This is a genomic window from Nocardioides sp. Soil796 (assembly GCF_001429525.1).
In the GTDB taxonomy this organism is placed as follows: domain Bacteria; phylum Actinomycetota; class Actinomycetes; order Propionibacteriales; family Nocardioidaceae; genus Nocardioides.
Window position 1 is genome coordinate 1,084,815 of the sequence record NZ_LMSQ01000018.1, and the last position, 20,716, is coordinate 1,105,530.

Below are 20,716 nucleotides of genomic sequence, written 5' to 3' on the forward strand. Positions count from 1 at the left end.
CAGAACTGGCGACAGGTCGATCAGAGTTCGCGACGGGTCATCGGCGGCGGCCTGCCCCGAACATGCCGCGCACGAACTCACGCGCCGCGGTGCGCAGCACCTGCTTGACCGCGGTGTTGCCGAGCACCTCCTCGACGGTGCTCTTCTCCCTCCTTGTCGATGACCGGCTCGTGGTCCGCTTGCGCGACTCCTTCGCCAGCCGGTCGGCCTCCTTCTGGAGGGCCGTCTGCTCCTCGGCGCCGGCCTTCGCCGCCGCCTCGGCCTCGGCCTGCGCGGCACCCGCGTCGAGCTTGGCGGCGAGGATCTCGCGAGCCGACTCACGATCGACGGTGGCGGAGTACTTCGCGAACAGCGGCGACGCCTTGACCGCCGCGTCCATCGCCGTGGCGTCGGCCGTGCCCATCAGCGACTCGGGTGCGCGCAGGCGGGTCCACGCCACCGGTGTCGGGGCGCCACGCTCGTTCATCACCGTCACGACCGCCTCGCCGATGCCGAGCGAGGTGATCACCTCACCGAGGTCGTCGTACGCCGAGTTGGGGTAGGTGTTGACGGTGGCCTTGAGCGCCTTGGCGTCGTTGGGCGTGTGGGCCCGCAGCTGGTGCTGCACGCGCGAGCCGAGCTGGGCCAGCACCTCGTCGGGCACGTCGGTCGGGCTCTGGGTCACGAAGAAGACGCCGACGCCCTTGGAGCGGATCAGCCGCACGGTCTGGGCGATCTGGTCGAGGAAGTCCGGGGAGGCGTCCTTGAAGAGCAGGTGCGCCTCGTCGAAGAAGAAGACCAGCTTCGGCTTGTCGACGTCGCCGACCTCGGGCAGGTCGTGGAACAGGTCGGCCAGCAGCCACATCAGGAAGGTGGAGAAGACCGCCGGACGGTCCTGCAGGTTCGGCAGCTCGACAAGAGAGATGACGCCCTTGCCCTCGGACGTCGTACGCAAGAAGTCACTGGACTCGAACTCGGGCTCGCCGAAGAACGCGTCGGCGCCCTGGTCCTGGAAGCCGATCAGCTCGCGCAGGATCACCCCCGCGGTGGACGACGAGAGCCCGCCGAGCTCCTTCAGCTCGGGCTTGCCCTCGTCGCTGGTCAGGTGTTGTACGACGGCGCGCAGGTCGGCCAGGTCCAGCAAGGGAAGCCCGGCCTTGTCGGCGTAGTGGAAGACCAGGCCGAGCGACGACTCCTGGGTGGCGTTGAGGCCGAGCACCTTCGAGAGCAGCAGCGGCCCGAAGGCGCTCATCGTGACCCGCAGCGGAGAGCCGGTGCCCTCGCCACCGAGGGCGAAGAACTCGACCGGGAAGGCCGTGGCGGTCCACTGCTGGCCGACGCTCGCCGCACGGGAGCTGATCTTCTCGCCACCTTCGCCGGGCACGCTGAGACCCGAGAGGTCTCCCTTGATGTCGGCTGCGAAGACCGGCACCCCGTTGGCGCTGAGCTGCTCGGCCAGCAGCTGCAGGGTCTTGGTCTTGCCGGTGCCGGTGGCGCCGGCGACCAGGCCGTGCCGGTTGACCATGGCGAGCGGGATGCGGATGTGCACGTCGGAGAGGTCGGTGGCGTTCAGCATCAACCCGCCGAGCTCGAGGGCGGGGCCCTCGAACGCATAGCCGGGACGCACCGCGTCGACGATCGGACTGGCCTCAGGAGCTGCGGGCGTCTCGCTCATGACCGAAGACTAGGTCGTGCCCCGGCAGGCCGTCCCGGATATCAGGTGGCGATCGGGCGGCGACCCGGCGCAGGATGGAACCGGAGGCGAAGACAGATGAGCATCAGCTTGAACCACACCATCGTCCACTGCACCGACAAGGCAGCGTCCTCACGGCACCTCGTCGAGATCCTCGACCTGCCCGAGCCCACGACGTACGGCCCGTTCGTGGTGGTGCAGATCGACAACGACGTGTCCCTCGACTACGCCGACGACCACGGCACGCCGCATCCGCAGCACTACGCGTTCCTGGTCGACGACGCCTCGTTCGAGCCGATCCGCCAGCGGATCGTCGCGCGGGGCCTGACCTACTGGGCCGACCCGTTCCACCGGGTCGAGGGCGAGATCAACACCAACGACGGCGGCAAGGGCCTCTACTGGCTCGACCCCGACGGGCACAGCATGGAGATCATCACCGTGCCGTACGGCGGCGGCTGAGCGGCTCAGTGCGTGGTGTTGCCGGTCGCGGCGAGCCCGGCGCCCAGCCCGACCATCATCACGCCGCCCGTGACACCGAGGCGGTCGAGCCGCTGCGGCTTGCGGGCGAACCAGTCGCGGGCCCGGCTGGCGGCCAGCGCCCAGCAGGAGTCGGAGCAGACCGCCAGGACCCCGAAGACGGCGCCGAGCAGGAGCAGCTGCGGAGCTGCGGGGGCCGTCGGGTCGACGAACTGCGGCAGGAACGCCGCGAAGAAGACGATCGACTTCGGGTTGGTGGCGCCCACGAGGAAGCCGGTCCACACCGAGCCGAGCGTCGAGCCCGACGCGCGCACCTCCTCGGATGACTCCATCGCCCGGCGAGCGTCGGCCCGGTGCCGGATCGCCTGGACGCCGAGGTAGACGACGTACGCCGCACCCACGAGCTTGAGCAGGGTGTACGCCGCGGCCGACGCGGCGACCAGCGCCCCGAGACCGAGGGCGACCCCGAGCACCTGGGCGATCAGCCCGAGCGCGTTGCCGAGCACTGACAGCAGCGCCTCACGGCGGCCGACGGTGAGCGCGCGGCCGATCGTGAACAGCAGGCTGGGCCCCGGCACCTGGATGAACAGGATCGAGGCGATCACGAACGCGATCAGGGCATTGGTCGACGGCACGGAATCCATTGTGCGGTCTGTCCCGAGAGTCCGCCACGTGATTCCGGTCCCCGGCCTCCCGGGCACCGCCGAAGCCGTGAACGTGGGGCGGTCTCGTTATAGTCGGCCGCGTGATCTTCAAGCGCGTGGGTGACAGCCGCCCCTACCCCGACCACGGGCTCGACTCCCGTGGCTGGTCGCAGGTGGCGCCGCGACAGGTGCGCCTCGACGAGCTGATCACCACCAAGGACACCCTCCACCTGGGCTCCCTGCTCGACGAGGACGGCACGTTCTACGGCGACCTCTTCGCCCACGTCGTCTACTGGCGCCGCGAGCTCTACCTCGAGGACGGCCTGCACCGCGCCCTGCGGGCAGCGCTCCAGCAACGCAACGTGCTGCACGCCCGCGTGCACGTGTTGGAGGACTGATGGGCGAGCGCCAGACCTCGACCGTGACCCTGGCCGTGCTCGGTGTCATCTGCGTGCTCATGGCGGTCTTCGGGTTCTCCCAGTTGACCCGCGGCCTGCCCGACTCGATCGTCGCCGACGAGAAGCCTGCCTGCGAGGACCACACCCTCAAGGCCGGCACCAAGGTGCGGCCGGGCGACATCACAGTGAGCGTCTACAACGCGGGGCGCACGTCGGGGCTGGCCAGCCAGACCATGGAGAAGCTGATCCTGCGCGGGTTCGGCACCGGCTCCAGCGGCAACGCCAGCTCGGCCAAGGTCGACCGTGTGGAGGTCCGCGCCGACGCCAGGAACAACCCGGCCGCGCGCCTGGTCGCGTCACAGTTCGGACCCGGCACCCCCGTCGTCACCGGCAAGGACATGCTCGGCATCGGCATCGTCGTGGTGGTCGGCGACAAGTACACCAAGCTCAGCAAGCGCGCCAAGAAGTCCGTCCCCGTCACCAAGGACACCGTCGTGTGTCGTCCCCCGGTCGACTGACGTCAGTCGTCGGGTTCGCCGCGGTCGTGGTCCTGGCCGAGCCACTGGGCGAGCCGTCCACCGCGCGAGACCTCGCGAAGCCGTTCGTCGGTGCGCGCACGCAGCCGGCGCGGGGTCACCACGAGCAGCTCGTCACCGCGTCGCAGGACCGTACGTCGTTCCGGCACCCGTGACTCCCCGTCGCGGATGACCAGCGCGACCGAAGCGCCCTGGGGCAACCGCAGCTCACCCACCTCGACCCCGTGCATGCGTGAGACCGGGCTGATGGTGACCTGCAGCAGGTCGGCGGCGATGCGTTCGAGGGGCGCGGCCTCGACGTCGAGGTCGCGCGGCTCGGACCGGCGGGCGACGTGCAGCACCCGGGCCAGCAACGGAAGCGTCGGGCCGGTCACCACCGTGAAGACGATGACCATGATGAAGACGATGTCGAAGAGCTGCTGGGAGTCGTCGACGCCCTCGGCGAGCGGGATCGTGGTGAGCACGATCGGCACCGCCCCGCGCAGGCCGGCCCACGAGATGAAGGTGAGGTCGCGCCACGGCATCGGGCGCACCACCGAGCTGACCAGCACCGAGATCGGGCGGGCGACCACGGTGAGGACGATGCCGGCGACCAGCGCGAACCCGACGGTCTGCGCGGTGATGCGCCCGGGGGAGAGCAGCAGCCCGAGCATCACGAACAGGCCGATCTGGGCCATCCAGCCGATGCCCTCGGTGAACGACTTGGTGGCCGCGCGGTGGGGCAGCTCGGTGTTGCCGAGGACCAGCGCGGCCACGTAGATCGCGGCGAATCCGGAGGCGTGCGCGGCTGCCGCGACGGCGTACGCACCGGTGGCCAGCGAGAGGATCGCCAGCGGGTAGAGGCCGGAGGACGGCAACGCGATGCGGCGCATGATCCAGGCCCCGCCGAAGCCGACGGCGAGGCCGATCCCGACACCGGCCACGAGCTCGTACACGATGATGCCGGCGATCTCGAAGATCGAGTCCTCGGCCAGTGCTCCGCTGGAGATCAGTGCGACGAGCACCACGGTCGGGGCGTCGTTCAGGCCGGACTCGGCCTCGAGGGTTCCGGTGATCCGTCGAGGGAGCGGCACCACGCGGAGCACCGAGAAGACGGCCGCGGCGTCGGTCGGCGAGCACACCGCGCCGAGGAGGATGGCCAGCTCCCACGGGAGTCCGAGCAGGAAGTGGCCGGCGACCGCCATCACCGCGACGCTGACGACCACGCCGAGGGTGGCCAGCGAGGCACCCAGGCCGATCACCGGCCGGATCTCGGACCACTTGGTGCTGATGCCACCCTCGGCAAGGATCAGCGCGAGCGCCCCGAACCCGATGGCGTGGGCCATCGCGGCGTCCTCGAAGGCGATGCCGACGCCGGCCTCCCCGAGAGCGACGCCCATCAGCAGGTAGATCAACAGGCTGGGCAGCCCGGCCCGGCTGGAGAGGCGCACCGCGAGGATCGCGGCCAGGGTGACGATCGAGCCCAACAACAGGAATTGATCGAGCTGGTGGGCGTCGAAGGTCAAGGGCACCTCGCAGTTCGGGAGCGGGCCTGAATCCTATCGTGGACAAAATCTGGAACTTGTTCTAGTTTTCGCCTAACCTGCTCGGCATGAGTGGAACCGACCTGCCCGAGGTCCTCGACGCTGCGACCCTCACCGAGCACGAGGACTGCGACGTGGTGGTCGTCGGCTTCGGCATCGCCGGCGGGTGCGCGGCCCTCGAGGCGGCTCGCTCGGGCGCTCGCGTCGTACTCCTCGAGCGGTCCGCGGTGCACGGTGGCACGTCGGCCATGAGCGGCGGCGCGTTCTACCTCGGCGGTGGTACGCCGGTTCAGGAGGCCACCGGCCACCCCGACTCCGTCGAGGCGATGGTCGACTACCTGACCGCCGTCTCCCGCGAGCCCGACGCCGCCAAGATCCGCGCCTACTGCGAGGAGAGCGTCGAGCACTTCACCTGGCTCGAGGCGCTGGGCTTCTCCTTCGAGCGGTCCTTCCACGACAAGAAGGCCGTCATCCAGCCCGGCACCGAAGGGCTGATGTACACCGGCAACGAGAAGGTCCACCCGTTCCTCACCGAGGCCATGCCGGCACCGCGCGGCCACAAGGTCCCGGTCGCCGGTGACACCGAGGGCACCCGGCTGGTGATGGACCTGCTGCGCGACCGGCTCGCCGACGAGGGCGTCGACGTGCGCTACGAGACCGGTGCGAACGCGCTGGTCACCAGCGGTTCGAACGGAGAAGGGGCCGGCGACGTGGTCGGCGTCCGCTGGCGGAGGTTCACCGAGACCGGCCTGATCCGGACCCGGTCGGTCGTGCTGGCCGCCGGCGGCTTCGTGATGAACAAGGACATGGTCGCGAAGTTCACCCCCAACCTGGCCGAGAAGCCCTTCGTGCTCGGGACGACGTACGACGACGGGCTGGGCATCCGGCTCGGGGAGTCGGTGGGCGCCGCGACCGCCTTCATGGAGGAGGCGTTCATCACCGCGCCGTTCTACCCGCCGTCGCGGCTGGTCACGGGCATCGTGGTCAACAAGGAGGGCCGGCGCTTCGTCGCCGAGGACTCCTACCACTCCCGCACCTCGGCGTTCGTGATGGACCAGCCCGACCACGCGGCGTACCTCATAGTGGACAGCGCGCACATCGAGCACCCCGCCTTCCCGCTGGCGCCGTTCATCGACGGCTGGGAGACCGTCGAGGAGATGGAGACCGCCCTCGGCCTGCCGGTCGGGTCGCTGACTGCCACCCTGGCGGCGTACAACGAGAACGCGGCGCGCGGCGAGGACCCCGACTTCCACAAGCAGCCCGAATGGCTGGAGCCGCAGGACACCGGCCCGTGGGGCGCCTTCGACCTCACCCTCGGCACGGCGCTCTATGCGGGCTTCACGATGGGCGGCCTGGTCACCGACGTCGACGGCCGGGTGTTGCGCGAGGGCGGCGCGCCGATCACCGGGTTGTACGCCGCCGGCGCCTGCGCGTCCAACATCGCCCAGGACGCCAAGGGCTACGCCTCCGGGACCCAGCTCGGGGAGGGCTCCTACTTCGGACGCCGGGCCGGCCGCCACGCCGCACAACCCGTGCCTTCCTGATGCGCGAACCGTGGGTTCTTGACGCGCGAACACCGGGTTCTTGATGCGCCCGCGGACGCGCACGCCACACTGGGGCCCATGACCGACCGCTACACCGTCGCCAGCCGCGCCAACGTCCCGCCGTTCCACGTGATGGACCTGCTGGCTGCGGCAGGTGAGCGCCAGCGCAGCCACGGCGACATGGTCAACTTCGTCGCCGGCCAGCCCAGCAGCGGCGCCCCCGCACCGGTGCTGGCCGAGGCGATCCGACTGCTCGGCAGCGGCGACCCGCTCGGCTACACCGTGGCCACCGGCATCCCCGACCTCCGCGACGCGATCGCCGGACACCACCAGCGCATGCACGGCATCGACGTGCACCGCGACGACGTGGTCGTCACCACCGGCTCCAGCGGCGGCTTCCTGCTGGCCTTCCTCGCCGCGTTCGAGCCGGGCGACCGGGTGGCGATGGCCCGGCCGGGCTACGCCTGCTACCGCAACGTGCTCCGCGCCCTGGGCTGCGAGGTGGTCGAGCTCGACTGCGGCGCCGAGACCCGGTTCCAGCCGACCGTGGCCCAGCTCGAACAGCTCGACGACATCAAGGGCCTGGTGGTGGCCAGCCCGGCCAACCCGACCGGCACGATGCTGCTGCCCGAGGAGCTGGCCGCGCTGGCCACCTGGTGCGAGACCCACGCGGTGCAGCTGGTCAGCGACGAGATCTACCACGGCATCGAGTACGCCGAGGAGCCGCTGAGCCGCAGCGCCTGGGAGACCTCGCGCGAGGCGATCGTGTTCTCCTCGTTCTCGAAGTACTTCTCCATGACCGGGTGGCGGATCGGCTGGATGCTGGTTCCAGAGCGACTGCGCCGGCCCGTCGACGTACTCACCGGGAACTTCACGATCTGCCCTCCGGCGATCGCCCAGCACGCGGCGATCGCGGCCTTCACCGAGGCGTCGTACGACGAGCTCGACGGCCACGTCCGACGCTACGCGCACAACCGGGCGATGCTGCTCGAGGGACTTCCGCGACTCGGGATCACCGAGCTGGCGCCGGCAGACGGCGCGTTCTACGCGTACGCCGACATCGGCCACCTCACCGACGACTCGATGGCCTGGTGCCTGGACCTGCTCGACGCGACGGGCGTCGCCGTGGCCCCCGGCGTCGACTTCGACACCGAGAAGGGGAACCGCACGATCCGGTTCAGCTTCGCCGGGTCCTCCGGTGAAATCGCGACCGGACTCGACCGTCTGGCGACGTACCTCGGCTGAGCCTCGGCTAGTCTCGGCGCGGGAGAAGGTTTAGGGCTTGACCACTCGGGGAAGAGAAGTTCGGTTGAGTGGTTTGAACCGCTCAGACGGGGGTACACACCCGGCAACTTGAGAGGTGATCCATGTACGGCGACTCTGCCGCCATGCGCAGGCGCGCATCCCAACTGCGAGAGCAGTGCACTGACATCCGTGCGATGGCCGACCGACTGATCGCACAGATCGAGTCCATCAACTGGGAGGGCAGGGCGGCCGCCGACATGCGGGCCCGCATCCACGACCGGGCCGCCCACCTCCGCGACTGTGCCGCACAGCACGAGACCGCGGCCGAGTCACTCACCCGGCACGTCGCCGAGGTCGAACGCCTCAAGGACTCCATCGACGGCATCGAGCGCAAGGCCCACTCGCTGGTCGCCGACGCCCGCACCCGCATCGCCGCACAACAGGCCCAGGACACTCCGGCCGGCGTCACCATCGACGCGACCGACGTCGACCGCACCCTCGACCAGTTCGTGCCGCCCGCCCCGGGCCACAAGGACTGGCTGACCGTCAACCTCCCGGGACTCTGAGACATGGCGACCATTGACCTGACCACTCCCGGCCCGGTGGCCGAGGGGACCCTCGAAGGCCTGCCGCGCCGGCTCGCCCTGACCCGTCCCGAGCTCGAGTTCCTGGCCGAGTCCGCCGGCGGAGCGCCCCTGCCCTTCGCTCCCGAGGACCCGACACCCAGCGCCGCCGCCAACGCGTTCGAGAGCCGACTCGGCCAGTCGCGCGGTGCCGCAGAGGACCAGTCGTACGTCGAGGCGCTGGCCACCCTGCACGACCCCGCCGAGGGCCTCGAGAAGCGTGGCCTCCTGGTCGACGGCACCGCCGACGCGGGCGTCGTCGGCGCCCTCGGCCTGCTGGCCACCCCGGCCGTCGCCCTCGACCTCGACGTCAACATCAGCGGCATCCGAGCCCGGGCCTGGCACCGCCAGCGCGGCGGAGCCGTGGCCACCCTGGCCACCACCGACGGCGTCGTCTTCGAGCTCGCGTGGTTCGAGGCGCCGCACTGGCCGGCCGAGCTCGGCCGGGTCGCCGGGCTCCCCGACGACCACGTGCTCACCGACTCCACCGTGCCCGCCGCGATCGACCTGCCCTACGAGCTGCTCGACGCGGGCGGCGAGGCGGTCCGTTCGGGCCGGGCCGACCTGCTCGGCACGATCGTGGCCCACCACGCCGGTGACGTGCGCGATGCCGCCGGAGACGCCGTACCTGATGCCACCGTCTCGTCGGTGATCAGCTCTCTGGTCACCGAGACCCAGGGCCGGCTCCGCGGACTGGTCGCCGACATCGACGCCGGCGGCGACGTCGTCGGTGTCGTGTCCTGGGTGTTGCTGGCCGACGGCTGGCACGTCCTGCGATCCCACCAGGTCGACGGCGCAAACCGCGTCGAGGTCCGTCGAGTCGATGCCACCGAACTGGCCGCCACCCTCGGCCCGATCCTCGCGGAGGTCAGCGCATGAGCGAGCAGCAGCAGGCCCAGGCCGCAGCCGCCCAGGACAAGTACGACCAGATGATGCGTCTGGCCGACCTCTTCGACTCCTCCGGCGACGAGATGCGCGAACGCGCCACCCTGGGCGCCGAGATCCTCGCCGACGAGGCGGTCGCGGAGTCCGAGGAGCTCTCCAAGGCCACCTTCACCCAGGCCGAGCAGGACATCATCGGCGCGACCACCGGCAAGACCGGGCTCATGGTCCGCTCCGTCGAGCTCGACGCCGACGCGCTGATCGTGCGCGCCACGGTGCTGACCTACCGCTGGATCGACGACCTCCAGCTGGCGGCGTACAAGACGCTCGGCTCGATCGCGGCCCGCGCGGTGGGCTACCTGGCGCCCGAGGTGGCGCTCGGCGGCGCGATCTTCTCGGCCGGCCTCATCGAGACCGACGCCCTCGACCGCGAAGGCCTCGCGGCCTACCTCAACGAGCTGGCCGACCAGAACCCCGAGCTGATGGACCACTTCGTCAGTGGTGGCGGCGGCCTGATCGAGGGCCTGCAGATGCGCTCGCTGCTCACCGCCGCCGTGCTCGGCGGCGACGAGGGTCCGGCAGTCACCCACGGCGGCCTGCGCGCGGTCGGTGCCCCCGACTTCGCCGACGACTTCACCTCCGCCCTGCGCGACGTCGCCGGCGGATTCCGTGAGGAGGAGGCGGCGCCTGCTTCTGCCGGCGACGCGTCCACCCTGCCGACCCCGTCCTCCATCGAGGAGCTGATGACCTCACTCAGCCAGGTCGAGGGCGATCTGCTGGTGCAGCGCCTGCCCGGCGGCCGGTTCATCGCCTACCTGCCGAGCCACGCCCAGCGCACGCCCGGCAACCTGCAGCTGGTCGGCAGCGACGTCGCCGGCCGGGTCTCCTCGGTGATCGACGCCCTCGAGGCCGCCGTCGGTGACGAGCCCGGCGCCCGGGTGATGGTCGTCGGCCACGCCCAGGGTGGCGTGGCCGCCGCCGAGATCGCCGCGGCAGCCGGCTCCGACAAGTTCGTGGTCGACCAGGTCATCACCGCCGGCGCCCCCAACGCCCAGGTCACCCACATCCCGGAGCCGACCACGGTGCTGTCCCTCGAGGACCGCGCCGACCCGGTCGCACTGTTGGGATCGCTGATCAACGCCCGGGTCACCAACCGGTTGACCGTGGTCTTCGACGGCGGACTCCAGACCGGCGCGTCGGCGTACGTCGCCGGAGGCCGGGCCGCCGACACCGCCACGCACCCCGAGCTGAAGGCCGCGATCCAGCGGATCCACGAGCTGGGCTTCCTCGCCGGCTGATCACCAACCCCGCCCTTTTGATGCGCGAACACCGGCTTCTTGTGCTTCGAACCGTGGGTTCTTGATGCGATCCGTCAAGGACCCGGTGTTCGAACATCAAGAATCCACGGTTGGCGCATCAAGAAGGCACGGTTCGTCAGACGATGTCGTGCACGAACTCGCCGAGCTGGGCGAGGTTGCGGCACTCGACCATCGAGACCAGCTCGGCGTACTGCGGCGCGGCGGAGTCCCCGGTCCCCCAGTTGCGGGCGTGCTCGGGGTTGAGCCACCACGCGTTGCGACACTGCGCGACCATCGCCTTGAAGCCGTCGAGCTGGAGGTCGCTGTAGTTGGAGCGGGCGTCACCGAGCACCAGCAGTGAGGTCTTCGGGCCGAGCGCGTCGGCGTGCTCCTCGACGAACTTGGTGAACGCGCGCCCGTAGTTGGTGCGGCCCCACAGGGCGGCGTGACTGGTCGCCGCGGCCAGGTCGGCCATCACGTCGACCACGTCGGCGCCCGGCTTGAAGTGGTGGGTGACCTCGTGGACGTGGTCGATGAACGTGAACGCGCGCACCTTGGTGAACTGGTCGCGCAGTGCGAAGACCAGCAGCAGGGTGAACTGCGCGAAGTTGGCCACCGAACCGCTGACGTCGCACAGCACCACCAGTTCTGTGCGGTGCGGCCGCTTGGGCCGGTGGTGCGTGGTGAGGGGCACCCCGCCGGTCGAGATCGAGGCCCTGACCGTACGCCGGAAGTCGAGCGGGCCGCGACGCTTGGCGTGCTGCTCCTTCGTCAGCCGGGTGGCCAGCCTGCGCGCCAGGGGCTGGATCTCCCGGCGCATCGCCTCCAGGTCGGTACGGCGAGCGCTGAGGAACGGCAGGTTGTCGATCGTCGGGCGGACCGTCGTGTCGGCGACGTGCTGGGCGCCCTTCTCCTCGGCGATGCGGCGCAGCGCGTCCTGCTCGACCAGGGCGGTGAACTGCTGCACCCGGTTGGCGGCCCGGCGTCGGGCGGTGCGGGTGTCGTCGCCCTGCATCAGGAGTCCGGCGACGATCTGGTCGACGAGCTCGTCGGGAGCCACCCGCTTCAACGCCTGGTAGGCGCTCCACGACGACAGGCCGGGCGCGCGTCCGCGCATCGCACCGAACGTGCCGACGGCCTCGATGGCCAGGTCGCGCAGGGCGTCGGGCTGGCCGTCGGGTTGGGCCCCGATCATCGCGTCGGCCAGCTCGTCGCGGAAGCTGCTCAGTGCCTTGCCGGTGTCGTTCGGCATGCTCCCGTCCGGTGCATCCTCGCCCTCCACCTCTTCGTCGAGGCCGCGCGCGCGAGTTTCGCCAGTCAGGGCTGGGAAGTAGAGGTCGAAGAGTGCGTCGAACGGGGCCCGGTGACCGGACCGCTTGACCAGCGTCGCGGCGTACGCCGTCCGGACCTGGTCCCGCCCCGACCACGAGAGAGCCGTTGCCGCCCGCGCCGCGTCGATGTCCTCGGCCAGCGACACCGGGATCCCCGCGGCGCGCAACGCCTCGATGAACTCGACGTGCCGGTCCAGGAGTCCGCCCATGGGTTAGTCCTAACCTCTCAGCTTGAGCTCGCGCACTGCGCGGTCGTGGTCGGAGACGTGCTTGAGCACGACGCCGAGCGTGCTGCTGATCGCCGCCGGGTCGAGGTTCCTGATCTGGAGCGCGATGAGGGTGCGGGCCCAGTCGATCGACTCCGCGATCGACGGCGCCTTCTTGAGCTCGAGCTCGCGCAGCCGGGCCACCACGGCGACCAGCTCGTGGGCCAGCCTGTCGTCGAGACCGGGCACCCGGGAGAGGAGAATCTCCTGCTCCCGTTGGGCATCCGGGTAGTCGAGGTGCAGGTAGAGGCAGCGTCGCTTGACTGCTTCGGACAGCTCGCGGGTGGCGTTGGAGGTGAGCACCACGAATGGTCGGCGTACCGCCTCGACGGTGCCGAGCTCGGGGATCGTGACCTGGAAGTCGGAGAGCACCTCGAGCAACAGGCCTTCGACCTCGACATCGGTCTTGTCGACCTCGTCGATCAGCAGGACGGTCGGCTCCTCGCGGCGGATCGCGGTCAGCAACGGCCGACTGAGCAGGAACTCGTCGGTGAAGATGTCGTCGTGGGTCTGCTCCCACGCCTGGTCCGGCCCGGTGGCCTGGATGCGCAGCAGCTGCTTCTTGTAGTTCCACTCATAGAGCGCGCGGGCCTCGTCGAGCCCCTCGTAGCACTGCAGCCTGATCAGCTCGGCGCCGGTCGCGGCCGCCACCGCCTTCGCGAGCTCGGTCTTGCCGACCCCGGCCGGGCCCTCGATCAGCAGCGGTTTGCCGAGCTCGCCGGCCAGGAACGCGGTCGTCGTGGTCGCCGGGTCGGCCAGGTAGCCGGTCGCCTCCAGCCGCTTCAGGGCGTCGTCGGGGGACTTGAACCAGGGCTGTGCTTCGACGGTGGTCACGCCCGCGAGCCTAGTCGGCGGGCCGTTCCGCCCTGGGCAGGGCGTCCGTGATCGCCTGCGGGTCCATCGTGGCCGTCGCCACCAGGCGTCGTACGGCGTCGAAGAGCACGTCGGCGGTGTGCTCGTCGTCGTGCCGGCCGGTCAGCCGCGTGGCCGCCGAGCCGATCATCAGGTGCACGAGGGACTCGGCGATCGCCTGGGCGTCGGTGACTCCCACCGTGGCCAGCATGCGTGCGGCCAGACTCTCGACCGCCCCCAGGGCCCGGGTCGCCAGCGGCTGGAGCTCGGGGTCGGCGCTGACCGCCAGGAACGTCGAGAGCTGGAGGTGGACGGTGTCGAGGCTCCGCTCGCCGAACGCCATCGAGACCAGTCCGCGGGCGTCGTCGAGGTCGATCTCGAGGCCCAGGGACAGGTCGGCCATCGCGGTCATGTCCTCGATCCACGTCTCGACGTGCCGGGTCAGCGCGGTGGTGAGCAGGTCGCCCACCGAGTCGAAGTAGTAGCCGGGCGTGGCCGGGGGCAGCCCGGCCCGGGCGGCCACGGCGCGATGGGTGACCGCGCGCGCACCGCCCTCGGCAAAGAGCGCGATGGTGGCGTCGAGCAGCTGCTCGCGGCGCACCCGGCTGCGCTCCTGGCTGAGCCGCGCCTTCGAGGAGGCCTTCGTGGGGGCCGTCATCTCACCCCGTCACCTTTCTCGTTGTCCCGTGGACAAAAAAAATTGTACGTTCGTCCAAGTTTACTTCCCGGCCGCACCGGAGGACACCGATGACCCGATCTCTCAAGAGCGTGCTCGTCGCGCTGCTGCTCGGACTGACGATGCTGGCACCCGCCACGGCATCGGCCGACGACCGGGTCGTCGTACGAACGAACGTCGGTGCCCTCACGGGAGCAGAGCAGGCCGAGAAGTACGACGTGGTCGTCGAGCGCGACGTGCCGATCACCATGCGCGACGGGCGCGTGCTGCGGGCCGACATCCACCGACCGGCGACCAAGGGGACCACCGAGCGCGCACAGGGGACGTTCCCGGTGATCCTGGTCCAGACGCCGTACGGCAAGGGTGTCGGCAACTCGGGGTTGGGCGCGATGAACCCCTACCTCGTCAAGCGCGGCTACATCGGCGTCATCGTCGACGTCGCCGGGACCGGCGGGTCCGAGGGCCAGTCGATGCTGTTCGGCAGGAGCGAGGCGCTCGACGGCGCCGAGCTCGTGCGCTGGTCGGCCGCGTTGGAGGGCAGCAACGGCAAGGTCGGGCTGCTCGGCGGCTCCTACCTCGGCATCGACCAGGTCTTTACCGCAGCGGCGGTCGGGAAGAACTCGCCGCTCAAGGCGATCTTCCCGATCGCCACCGCGTCCGATCCCTACCGCGACCTGTTCGTGGCCGGTGGCCTGGTCAACATGACCTCCAGCCTGGGCCTGATCGCCGGCTACTTCGGCCTGCGCACACTGACCCCGTTCGCCGAACGCGCCTCCGATCCACTCGACGCGCTCAGGCTCTCGCTGCAGCACGGCCTGGCAGGGATTCCGTTCGAGCTCACCACCGGCCTGAACGCACTGCTCGAGAACGGTCGCGTGTACGACGGCCCCTACTGGCAGGAGCGCGCTCCGCAGAACGTGCTCGACAAGGTCGTCGCGAACGGCGTGCCGGCGTACGTGGTCGGCGGGCAGTACGACGTGTTCCAGCGCGGCGAACCGCTGCTCTACAGCGGCCTCCAGAACGCGTGGGCCGGCCGGTCCGTCCACGCGCCGATGAACCGCACGCAGCCGGTCACCAGCCGCTACCAGCTGCTCACCGGCCCCTGGGACCACGGCAACCAGGGCAGCACCGTCGACCTCGACGCGATCGAGCTGGCCTGGTTCGACCACTGGCTCAAGGGCGTCGACAACGGCATCACCGACACGAAGACACCGTTCCACGTGCAGGAGCCGGACGGTGCGTCGTACTCCGTGGCGCGGTATCCGTCGGAGGCCGCGACCTACGAACGCCTGCACCTGCAGGGGAGCAAGTCACTCGGCACGGCGGCGCCGACCGCGTCCACCGGTTCCGACCGCATGCTCTACAAGCCGGTCTCGCTGGCCTGCCAGCGGGCGATCGTGCAGTGGACCGCGGGTCTGGCCCGCGACCTCTACGCCCAGTGCTCGAAGGTGAAGGAGCTGACCGCACCGCAGCCCGGCGACCTCTCCTACGACACGGCACCGCTGACCCGGGACACCCGTCTCGCCGGCCCGGTCGGCCTCACCCTCCGGGTCAGGGCGAACCGCCCGCAGACCATGTTCGTGGTGACGCTCCAGGACGTGGCGCCGGACGGCTCGGTCACCGACCTCTCGGCCGGGGCGCTGCTCGGCTCGGCGCGCGCGATCACGCAGGGTCGCAGCTGGGCCTCCCGCGGCGGCTCCTACGCACTCCCCTACCACCCGCACACCGAGGCGGCCGAGCAGCCGGTGCCGGTCGGCAGGGTGACCCGCTACGACATCGAGATCAGGCCGGTCTTCTCGACGCTGCCCGCCGGCCACCGGCTGCGGCTGCTGGTGCAGAGCGGCGACACCCCGCACCTGCTGACCTCGCCGGGCCGGCTGCTCAGCGCGCTGGGCGGCGTGTACGACGTACAACGCAACGCCGTGGCGGCGTCGTACGTCGACCTGCCGATCGCGTCGGGAGCGCTGCCGACCGGAAGGTGAGATTCACCAGTCCTGCCACGGGATGATCGTCCTGACCGGTGTGTCGAGGAGGATCTCCGTGCCCGGGGCGTCGTGCCCGGCGATCTCGTGCTCGGCGAGCTCGTTCTCGGCCCGGGCGATGCGGTCCGTGGTCTCGAGTGGATCGCCGTCCAGGTAGAGGAGCCGCAACCGCATCGATCCGCGGGCGTCCTGCTTGTCCGCGCCGAAGGTCAGCGTGCTGTGCTGCTGGTGGCGGTCGAAGCTGAAGGTCCAGCCGCCGGCCACGCCGTCGAGACCGGTCAGCCGGGGCATCTCGACACGGTCGGCGAAGGTGTGCCGTTCGTGCACGGCCAGCGACATCGGCTCGGCATGCTTCACGAGCTGCACGTGCATGCCCCGCACCGGACGGAAGGGGAGGACGTCGGCAGCGACCAGCGAGCCCGGATTGACGTAGCCGCGCACCGGCCGGAAGAACGCCAGCAGGGACCTGGAGACACCGGGGATGATCGGCCCCCGACCCCACTGGAACGAGTCGGCACCCAGCTGGTCCCAGGCGCGCACCGACTCGGACACCGGATCGCGGAACCAGTACATCGCCACGTAGTCGGTGCCGGCGTGCTCGTCGCTCGCGCTCGACACCGCCTTGAAGTCGTCGGGGCGGGACCACCGATCCCCCCACGCGACTCCGGGCAGGGCCAGGTTCTCCGGCCGGTGGTCGAGCTGGTGCCACTCGTTGTAGGCCCGGTGCTCAGCGGCACCGGCCTGCCCGAGGGAGACGAACGAGAAGAAGACGAGCGGGGTCATGCAGCTCTCCTTGCCGAGGGTGCGTGCTCGGCACCGTAGTCGCGCCCGACCGGGCGTGGCCGGCGGATCCCGCGCAGCAGGAGTGGCCGGCCGGATGAGTACGCGGGCGCATGCGTCGGATCTCCGGGTCGGCCAGCATGGAGGGCATGACGACACGACTCCTCGCCGGTGCCGCAGCGGCCTTCCTTCTCCTCGCTGCGACCGGCTGCACCACCGACACCCCGCTCGGCACCGAGGTCACCGACACGGCAGTTGCGCCCGGCGATGCGGTGAAGGGCCGGGTGATCTACCCGGACGGCAAGATCCGCGTGACCATCGTGTCGGCGAGCTCGCCGGTGGTGAAGGACCACAAGTACGCCGGGCACCGCGACCAGGGAGAGCAGGCCTGCTCCTACGACGACGAGAAGTTCTCCTGCCCGACCGACGGGCTCACCGACGGCCTGTACGTCGTACAGGTGATCGACGAAGGAGTGCCGAGCGAAGGTACGTCGACCGCGATGGTGAGCGTCACGTCGATCGCGGACTACCAGCCCACGTGGCAGGCGGACGGAGACGTCGTACGCCTTTCGGGGTGGGGAGCCGACCGCACGGTGAAGGCGTTGATCCGCACCGAGAACGGCAAGGAGGTCATCGCACGGACGCTGCGCACCGACGGGTCCGGCTCGGCCCGGTTGTCGGTCGCGACGCTGAAGAAGGCTCGCTACGAGATCTCGTTGGACGACGGCCTGTGGCACCTGGGCAACATCGACTACCCGTTCAACGTGCTCGACCGGACCGAGTGAGACTCAGAGGCCGCCTCTGCCACCCCTGCCGTTGCGGGTGGCGGACGCCTGTGCCTCGAGGGCGGAGTAGTTGCCCGCCGAGCTGCCGCCCTTGTCGAGGTTCCAGCCGGGCTTCTTCTGCCGCCCCTCGAAGACCCAGACCGCGGCGAGCGAAGCGATGACCAGGACACCTAGTCCGACAGCCACGTAGATCCCCATGCACCTCACAGTAGCGGGGACGCCAGGCCACCTGTTCGGAAATGCGAAGGATCCGAACCCGGCGAGGGTTCGGATCCTTCGGATCTCTGCTGAGATCAACTGGCGGTGGCGGTGGGATTTGAACCCACGGTGGGTTTGACCCCACACATCATTTCGAGTGATGCACCTTCGGCCGCTCGGACACGCCACCGCCGGAGAGATTACTAGATCGGCGGCCCGAGGCCGAAATCAGGACGCCGCCAGCACGGCCTGCACCTGGACGGTCACCGCCACGAGGCGCCCGTCGGCGTCCCGCAGCTCGGTCTGTACGACGACCTGGGTGCGGCCCCGGTGCAGTGGTCGGGCGGTCGCCGTGACCGTTCCGTCGTGCACGGCCCGCATCAGTTGCGTGCTCGTGGACGTGGTCGCCGTACCGGCGCCGGGAGGCAGCCCGAGGAACGCGCACACCGCACCGACGCTGTCGGCCAACGTGATCAGCGCTCCACCGTGCAGGGCGCCGCCGGCGGTGCACCGGTTCTCGGCCCAGTCAAGGTGCCCGACCACGCGATCTGCGTCGGCGGAGTCGAGGACCACGCCCGTGGCCTCGGCGAAGGGCATCAGCGCGACCAGGTCGGCGGGTGCGCTCACGCCCGGCCTCGCAGGACGACGTACTGGGCCGCCCCGAAGCCGGCCACGACCACGGCCTGCATCAGGCACCAGGCCAGGCCGATCCCGGTCAGGGACAGGAGCCCGAAGGCGACTGCGACGGAGCCTGCGACCCACACGAGGTTGCCGATCACGACCTCGCGGGCGAGGCCGGTCGGCACGGGGTCACGGGTGGCGATCCAGGCCAGCGCGCCGGCCCAGACGAGGAGGAACGCACCGAGCAGCTCGAGGGTCAGCACGGACGGGCCGAGCACGTCGTCGAGCAGCGTGGCGCCGGCGAGGTAGGCGACCGCGTTGAGGCCGGAGACGCCGGCGTCGAGCAGCAGCAGCCTGGCGATCGGGGACCGGCGGGCGGTCGGGGTGGACAGGGGCTGGGTTTCGGTTCGAGTGGTCATGGCATCAACCGTGAAGCGCGCGGCGAGGCTTGTCGATGACGTCGGAGGTAATGGAGCCGGCTACCCCCGGCCGACACAATGGGCGCATGACGATCACCGAAACGCGTCCGGAGACCGGCGGAGTCGGCGTACTGCTCAAGGACTGGCGGCAGCGCCGCCGGCGCAGCCAGCTGGAGCTCTCCAACGAGTCGGGCATCTCGACCCGGCACCTCAGCTTCGTCGAGACCGGGCGGTCCCGGCCGAGTCGCGACATGGTGCTCCGGATCGCCGACCAGCTCGAGGTCCCGCTGCGCGAGCGCAACACCCTGCTGCTCGCGGCCGGCTACGCCCCGGCGTACGACGAACGCACGCTGGAGGACGACGACATGACCGCGATCCGTGAGGCGCTGGACCTGATCCTGACCGGCTACGAGCCGTTCCCGGCGCTGGTCGTGGACCGCGACTGGAATCTGGTGCAGGCCAACAACGCGGTGGGTCCGCTGATCGCCGACGTCGCTCCGGAGCTGCTCGAACCACCGCTCAACGTCTTGCGGTTGAGCCTGCACCCCGACGGGATGAGCTCACGCATCGTCAACCTGGCGGAGTGGCGCGGTCACCTGATCGACCGGCTGGCGCGGGAGTTCGCGGTGACCGGGTCGCCGAGCACGATGGCCCTGCACGACGAGCTCATGGACTACCCCGGCGGCCTGTCCCACGCATCACCCGACGGTCGCATCGCCGTACCCATGCGGCTGCGCACCGACGCCGGCGAGCTGTCGTTCATCAGCACGGTCACCACCTTCGGCACCGCGGTCGACATCTCGGTCGCCGAGCTCACCGTCGAGGCGTTCCTGCCGGCGGACGCCTTCACCGCTGCTGCACTGCGCGGAGGCATCAACACCTGACGGCGTCAAGAACCCACGGCTCGCGCATCAATCATCCACGGTTCGCGCGTTGCGGAAGAAGGAGTCGAGGAGGGCGGCGGACTCGTCGGCCCTGACCCCGGCCAGCACCTCGGGCCGGTGGTTCAGCCGCCGGTCGCGCACGACGTCCCAGAGCGAACCGACGGCGCCGGCCTTGGCGTCGTACGCCCCGAAGACCAGGCGCTCGAGGCGGGACAGCACGATCGCGCCGGCGCACATGGTGCACGGCTCGAGCGTGACCACGAGCGTGCAGCCGGTGAGCCGCCACTCGCCGACTGCCTGCGCGGCCCGGCGGATCGCGACCACCTCGGCGTGGCCGGTCGGGTCGCCCTCGACCTCACGGGTGTTGCGGCCGCGGCCGATCACCGCGCCGGACGGGTCGAGCACGACGGCGCCGATGGGTACGTCGTCGGTGGTCAGGGCGGCACGCGCCTCGTCCAGGGCAAGGCCCATCGCCTCGTCGTACCTGTCGGTGATCAAGGAACGCTCACGCAGTCGTCAGGTCGACGGCGTCGTCGAACGCGGGGCCGAAGCCGAGCCGGCCGGCCACGTCGGAGAGCATCTCGTCGGGGTAGAGGTCGTAGTCGTCGATGAGCACGCCCATGTCCATCGCGTGCATGCCCAGGTCGCCGAGGATGTCGAGGTCGCCGGCCGGGGCGGACTCGTCGTCCTCCTCCGGGTAGGGCAGGGCGAGGTGCTCGATCACGGTGCGGGCGAGGTCCCACTCGTCGACGGCGGTGATGTCGGAGAGCAGCACGCGCACGGTCGGCCCGGTGACCCGGACGATCAGGAAGACGTCCTCGTCGAAGCCGATCAGTGCGATGGCGCCGCCGTCACCGGGAAAACGCCGGAGGGCACCGGACAGCGTCTCGAGGTCCTCGAGCACCGGATCGACCAGCTCCTGGAGCTGCCAGACGCCTTCTTCACGGTATGCGGCCAGGGCGAAGTCGACGTCGAACTCGTCAACCATGGCTGTCCCTCCAGCTCGTGAACCGCACTCCGATGTCCAGAGTGACAGAGGTTGGGGGTGGTTCCAAGCCTGTTTTCCCAAACGTCACGCGG

General features: G+C 70.3%; 23 protein-coding genes and 1 tRNA gene. 11 read left to right on the top strand and 13 right to left on the bottom strand.

Annotated elements, in window-relative coordinates; translation table 11 throughout:
• Positions 1–37: 37 nt before the first annotated feature.
• Positions 38–1,654: a helicase HerA-like domain-containing protein gene (locus tag ASH02_RS16555; protein ID WP_056679714.1), complete on the bottom strand. Its 1,617-nt coding sequence runs from the start codon at positions 1,652–1,654 to the stop codon at positions 38–40.
• 96 nt (positions 1,655–1,750) lie between these two features.
• Between ASH02_RS16555 and ASH02_RS16560 the strand changes: the two genes are divergently transcribed.
• Positions 1,751–2,131, top strand: coding sequence for a VOC family protein (locus ASH02_RS16560; RefSeq protein WP_056679712.1), 381 nt, complete (start codon positions 1,751–1,753; stop codon positions 2,129–2,131).
• Positions 2,132–2,136: 5 nt separating this feature from the next.
• Here the strand turns inward: ASH02_RS16560 and ASH02_RS16565 are convergent, their stop codons facing one another.
• The gene (locus ASH02_RS16565; protein ID WP_056679709.1) at positions 2,137–2,793 is read right to left on the bottom strand and encodes a LysE family translocator; all 657 of its coding nucleotides are present in this window, start codon (positions 2,791–2,793) and stop codon (positions 2,137–2,139) included.
• Between the two features lie 101 nt (positions 2,794–2,894).
• On the opposite strand from ASH02_RS16565, the gene ASH02_RS16570 reads away from it, so the two are divergent.
• Both ASH02_RS16570 and ASH02_RS16575 read left to right on the top strand, forming a co-directional pair.
• The gene (locus ASH02_RS16570; protein WP_056679706.1) at positions 2,895–3,191 is read left to right on the top strand and encodes a type II toxin-antitoxin system VapB family antitoxin; all 297 of its coding nucleotides are present in this window, start codon (positions 2,895–2,897) and stop codon (positions 3,189–3,191) included.
• On the top strand, positions 3,191–3,709 hold the full coding sequence (locus ASH02_RS16575) for a LytR C-terminal domain-containing protein (protein WP_056679702.1): 519 nt from the start codon (positions 3,191–3,193) through the stop codon (positions 3,707–3,709). The genes ASH02_RS16570 and ASH02_RS16575 overlap by 1 nt, the downstream gene beginning before the upstream one ends.
• Positions 3,710–3,711: 2 nt before the next feature.
• Here the strand turns inward: ASH02_RS16575 and ASH02_RS16580 are convergent, their stop codons facing one another.
• Positions 3,712–5,232, bottom strand: coding sequence for a potassium/proton antiporter (locus ASH02_RS16580; protein ID WP_057295097.1), 1,521 nt, complete (start codon positions 5,230–5,232; stop codon positions 3,712–3,714).
• Positions 5,233–5,318: 86 nt separating this feature from the next.
• Here ASH02_RS16580 and ASH02_RS16585 point away from each other — a divergent pair, with 86 nt between their 5' ends.
• The 5 genes from ASH02_RS16585 (at position 5,319) to ASH02_RS16605 (ending at position 10,842) form a co-directional block, all read left to right on the top strand.
• On the top strand, positions 5,319–6,794 hold the full coding sequence (locus tag ASH02_RS16585) for an FAD-binding protein (protein WP_057295098.1): 1,476 nt from the start codon (positions 5,319–5,321) through the stop codon (positions 6,792–6,794).
• Positions 6,795–6,872: 78 nt separating this feature from the next.
• The gene (locus ASH02_RS16590) at positions 6,873–8,039 is read left to right on the top strand and encodes a pyridoxal phosphate-dependent aminotransferase (RefSeq protein WP_057295099.1); all 1,167 of its coding nucleotides are present in this window, start codon (positions 6,873–6,875) and stop codon (positions 8,037–8,039) included.
• A gap of 194 nt (positions 8,040–8,233) precedes the next feature.
• Complete coding sequence (locus ASH02_RS26155) at positions 8,234–8,605, top strand: hypothetical protein (protein WP_156409785.1); 372 nt, start codon at positions 8,234–8,236, stop codon at positions 8,603–8,605.
• A 3-nt stretch (positions 8,606–8,608) separates the two neighbouring features.
• Positions 8,609–9,541: a hypothetical protein gene (locus tag ASH02_RS16600; protein WP_057295100.1), complete on the top strand. Its 933-nt coding sequence runs from the start codon at positions 8,609–8,611 to the stop codon at positions 9,539–9,541.
• Entirely contained in the window at positions 9,538–10,842 is a 1,305-nt protein-coding gene (locus ASH02_RS16605; RefSeq protein ID WP_057295101.1) for a hypothetical protein, read from the top strand. The genes ASH02_RS16600 and ASH02_RS16605 overlap by 4 nt, the downstream gene beginning before the upstream one ends.
• Before the next feature lie 136 nt (positions 10,843–10,978).
• Here the strand turns inward: ASH02_RS16605 and ASH02_RS16610 are convergent, their stop codons facing one another.
• From ASH02_RS16610 to ASH02_RS16620, 3 genes are read right to left on the bottom strand one after another with little or no spacing between them, the layout of a single operon-like run.
• On the bottom strand, positions 10,979–12,382 hold the full coding sequence (locus ASH02_RS16610; RefSeq protein WP_057295102.1) for a vWA domain-containing protein: 1,404 nt from the start codon (positions 12,380–12,382) through the stop codon (positions 10,979–10,981).
• 9 nt (positions 12,383–12,391) lie between these two features.
• Positions 12,392–13,273 (bottom strand): AAA family ATPase, encoded by an 882-nt coding sequence (locus ASH02_RS16615; protein ID WP_057295103.1) that lies wholly within the window; start codon positions 13,271–13,273, stop codon positions 12,392–12,394.
• Positions 13,274–13,283: 10 nt separating this feature from the next.
• Positions 13,284–13,949 carry a TetR/AcrR family transcriptional regulator gene (locus tag ASH02_RS16620; RefSeq protein ID WP_057295104.1) on the bottom strand — a complete coding sequence of 222 codons (666 nt, stop codon included), beginning with the start codon at positions 13,947–13,949 and terminating at the stop codon, positions 13,284–13,286.
• Between the two features lie 89 nt (positions 13,950–14,038).
• On the opposite strand from ASH02_RS16620, the gene ASH02_RS16625 reads away from it, so the two are divergent.
• Positions 14,039–15,949, top strand: a complete 1,911-nt coding sequence (locus ASH02_RS16625) for a CocE/NonD family hydrolase (protein ID WP_057295105.1) — start codon at positions 14,039–14,041, stop codon at positions 15,947–15,949.
• Between the two features lie 3 nt (positions 15,950–15,952).
• Here ASH02_RS16625 and ASH02_RS16630 read toward each other — a convergent pair whose 3' ends face one another.
• Positions 15,953–16,732: a hypothetical protein gene (locus ASH02_RS16630; RefSeq protein WP_057295106.1), complete on the bottom strand. Its 780-nt coding sequence runs from the start codon at positions 16,730–16,732 to the stop codon at positions 15,953–15,955.
• Between the two features lie 146 nt (positions 16,733–16,878).
• Between ASH02_RS16630 and ASH02_RS16635 the strand changes: the two genes are divergently transcribed.
• Positions 16,879–17,514, top strand: a complete 636-nt coding sequence (locus tag ASH02_RS16635) for a hypothetical protein (protein WP_156409786.1) — start codon at positions 16,879–16,881, stop codon at positions 17,512–17,514.
• A gap of 3 nt (positions 17,515–17,517) precedes the next feature.
• Here the strand turns inward: ASH02_RS16635 and ASH02_RS16640 are convergent, their stop codons facing one another.
• The 4 genes from ASH02_RS16640 to ASH02_RS16655 all read right to left on the bottom strand — a co-directional run bounded on the left by ASH02_RS16640 (position 17,518) and on the right by ASH02_RS16655 (position 18,752).
• Positions 17,518–17,712, bottom strand: coding sequence for a hypothetical protein (locus tag ASH02_RS16640; RefSeq protein ID WP_057295108.1), 195 nt, complete (start codon positions 17,710–17,712; stop codon positions 17,518–17,520).
• A 100-nt stretch (positions 17,713–17,812) separates the two neighbouring features.
• Positions 17,813–17,902 (bottom strand) — tRNA-Ser (locus tag ASH02_RS16645).
• A 38-nt stretch (positions 17,903–17,940) separates the two neighbouring features.
• On the bottom strand, positions 17,941–18,339 hold the full coding sequence (locus ASH02_RS16650) for a PaaI family thioesterase (protein WP_235539061.1): 399 nt from the start codon (positions 18,337–18,339) through the stop codon (positions 17,941–17,943).
• Positions 18,336–18,752: a hypothetical protein gene (locus ASH02_RS16655; RefSeq protein ID WP_057295109.1), complete on the bottom strand. Its 417-nt coding sequence runs from the start codon at positions 18,750–18,752 to the stop codon at positions 18,336–18,338. Before ASH02_RS16655 ends, ASH02_RS16650 begins: the two co-directional genes overlap by 4 nt.
• 86 nt (positions 18,753–18,838) lie before the next feature.
• On the opposite strand from ASH02_RS16655, the gene ASH02_RS16660 reads away from it, so the two are divergent.
• Positions 18,839–19,636 carry a helix-turn-helix domain-containing protein gene (locus tag ASH02_RS16660; protein WP_156409787.1) on the top strand — a complete coding sequence of 266 codons (798 nt, stop codon included), beginning with the start codon at positions 18,839–18,841 and terminating at the stop codon, positions 19,634–19,636.
• A 27-nt stretch (positions 19,637–19,663) separates the two neighbouring features.
• Here ASH02_RS16660 and ASH02_RS16665 read toward each other — a convergent pair whose 3' ends face one another.
• Both ASH02_RS16665 and ASH02_RS16670 read right to left on the bottom strand, forming a co-directional pair.
• Positions 19,664–20,107 (bottom strand): nucleoside deaminase, encoded by a 444-nt coding sequence (locus ASH02_RS16665; protein WP_057295175.1) that lies wholly within the window; start codon positions 20,105–20,107, stop codon positions 19,664–19,666.
• A gap of 34 nt (positions 20,108–20,141) precedes the next feature.
• Entirely contained in the window at positions 20,142–20,624 is a 483-nt protein-coding gene (locus ASH02_RS16670) for a tRNA adenosine deaminase-associated protein (protein ID WP_056679659.1), read from the bottom strand.
• Between the last annotated feature and the right edge of the window lie 92 nt (positions 20,625–20,716).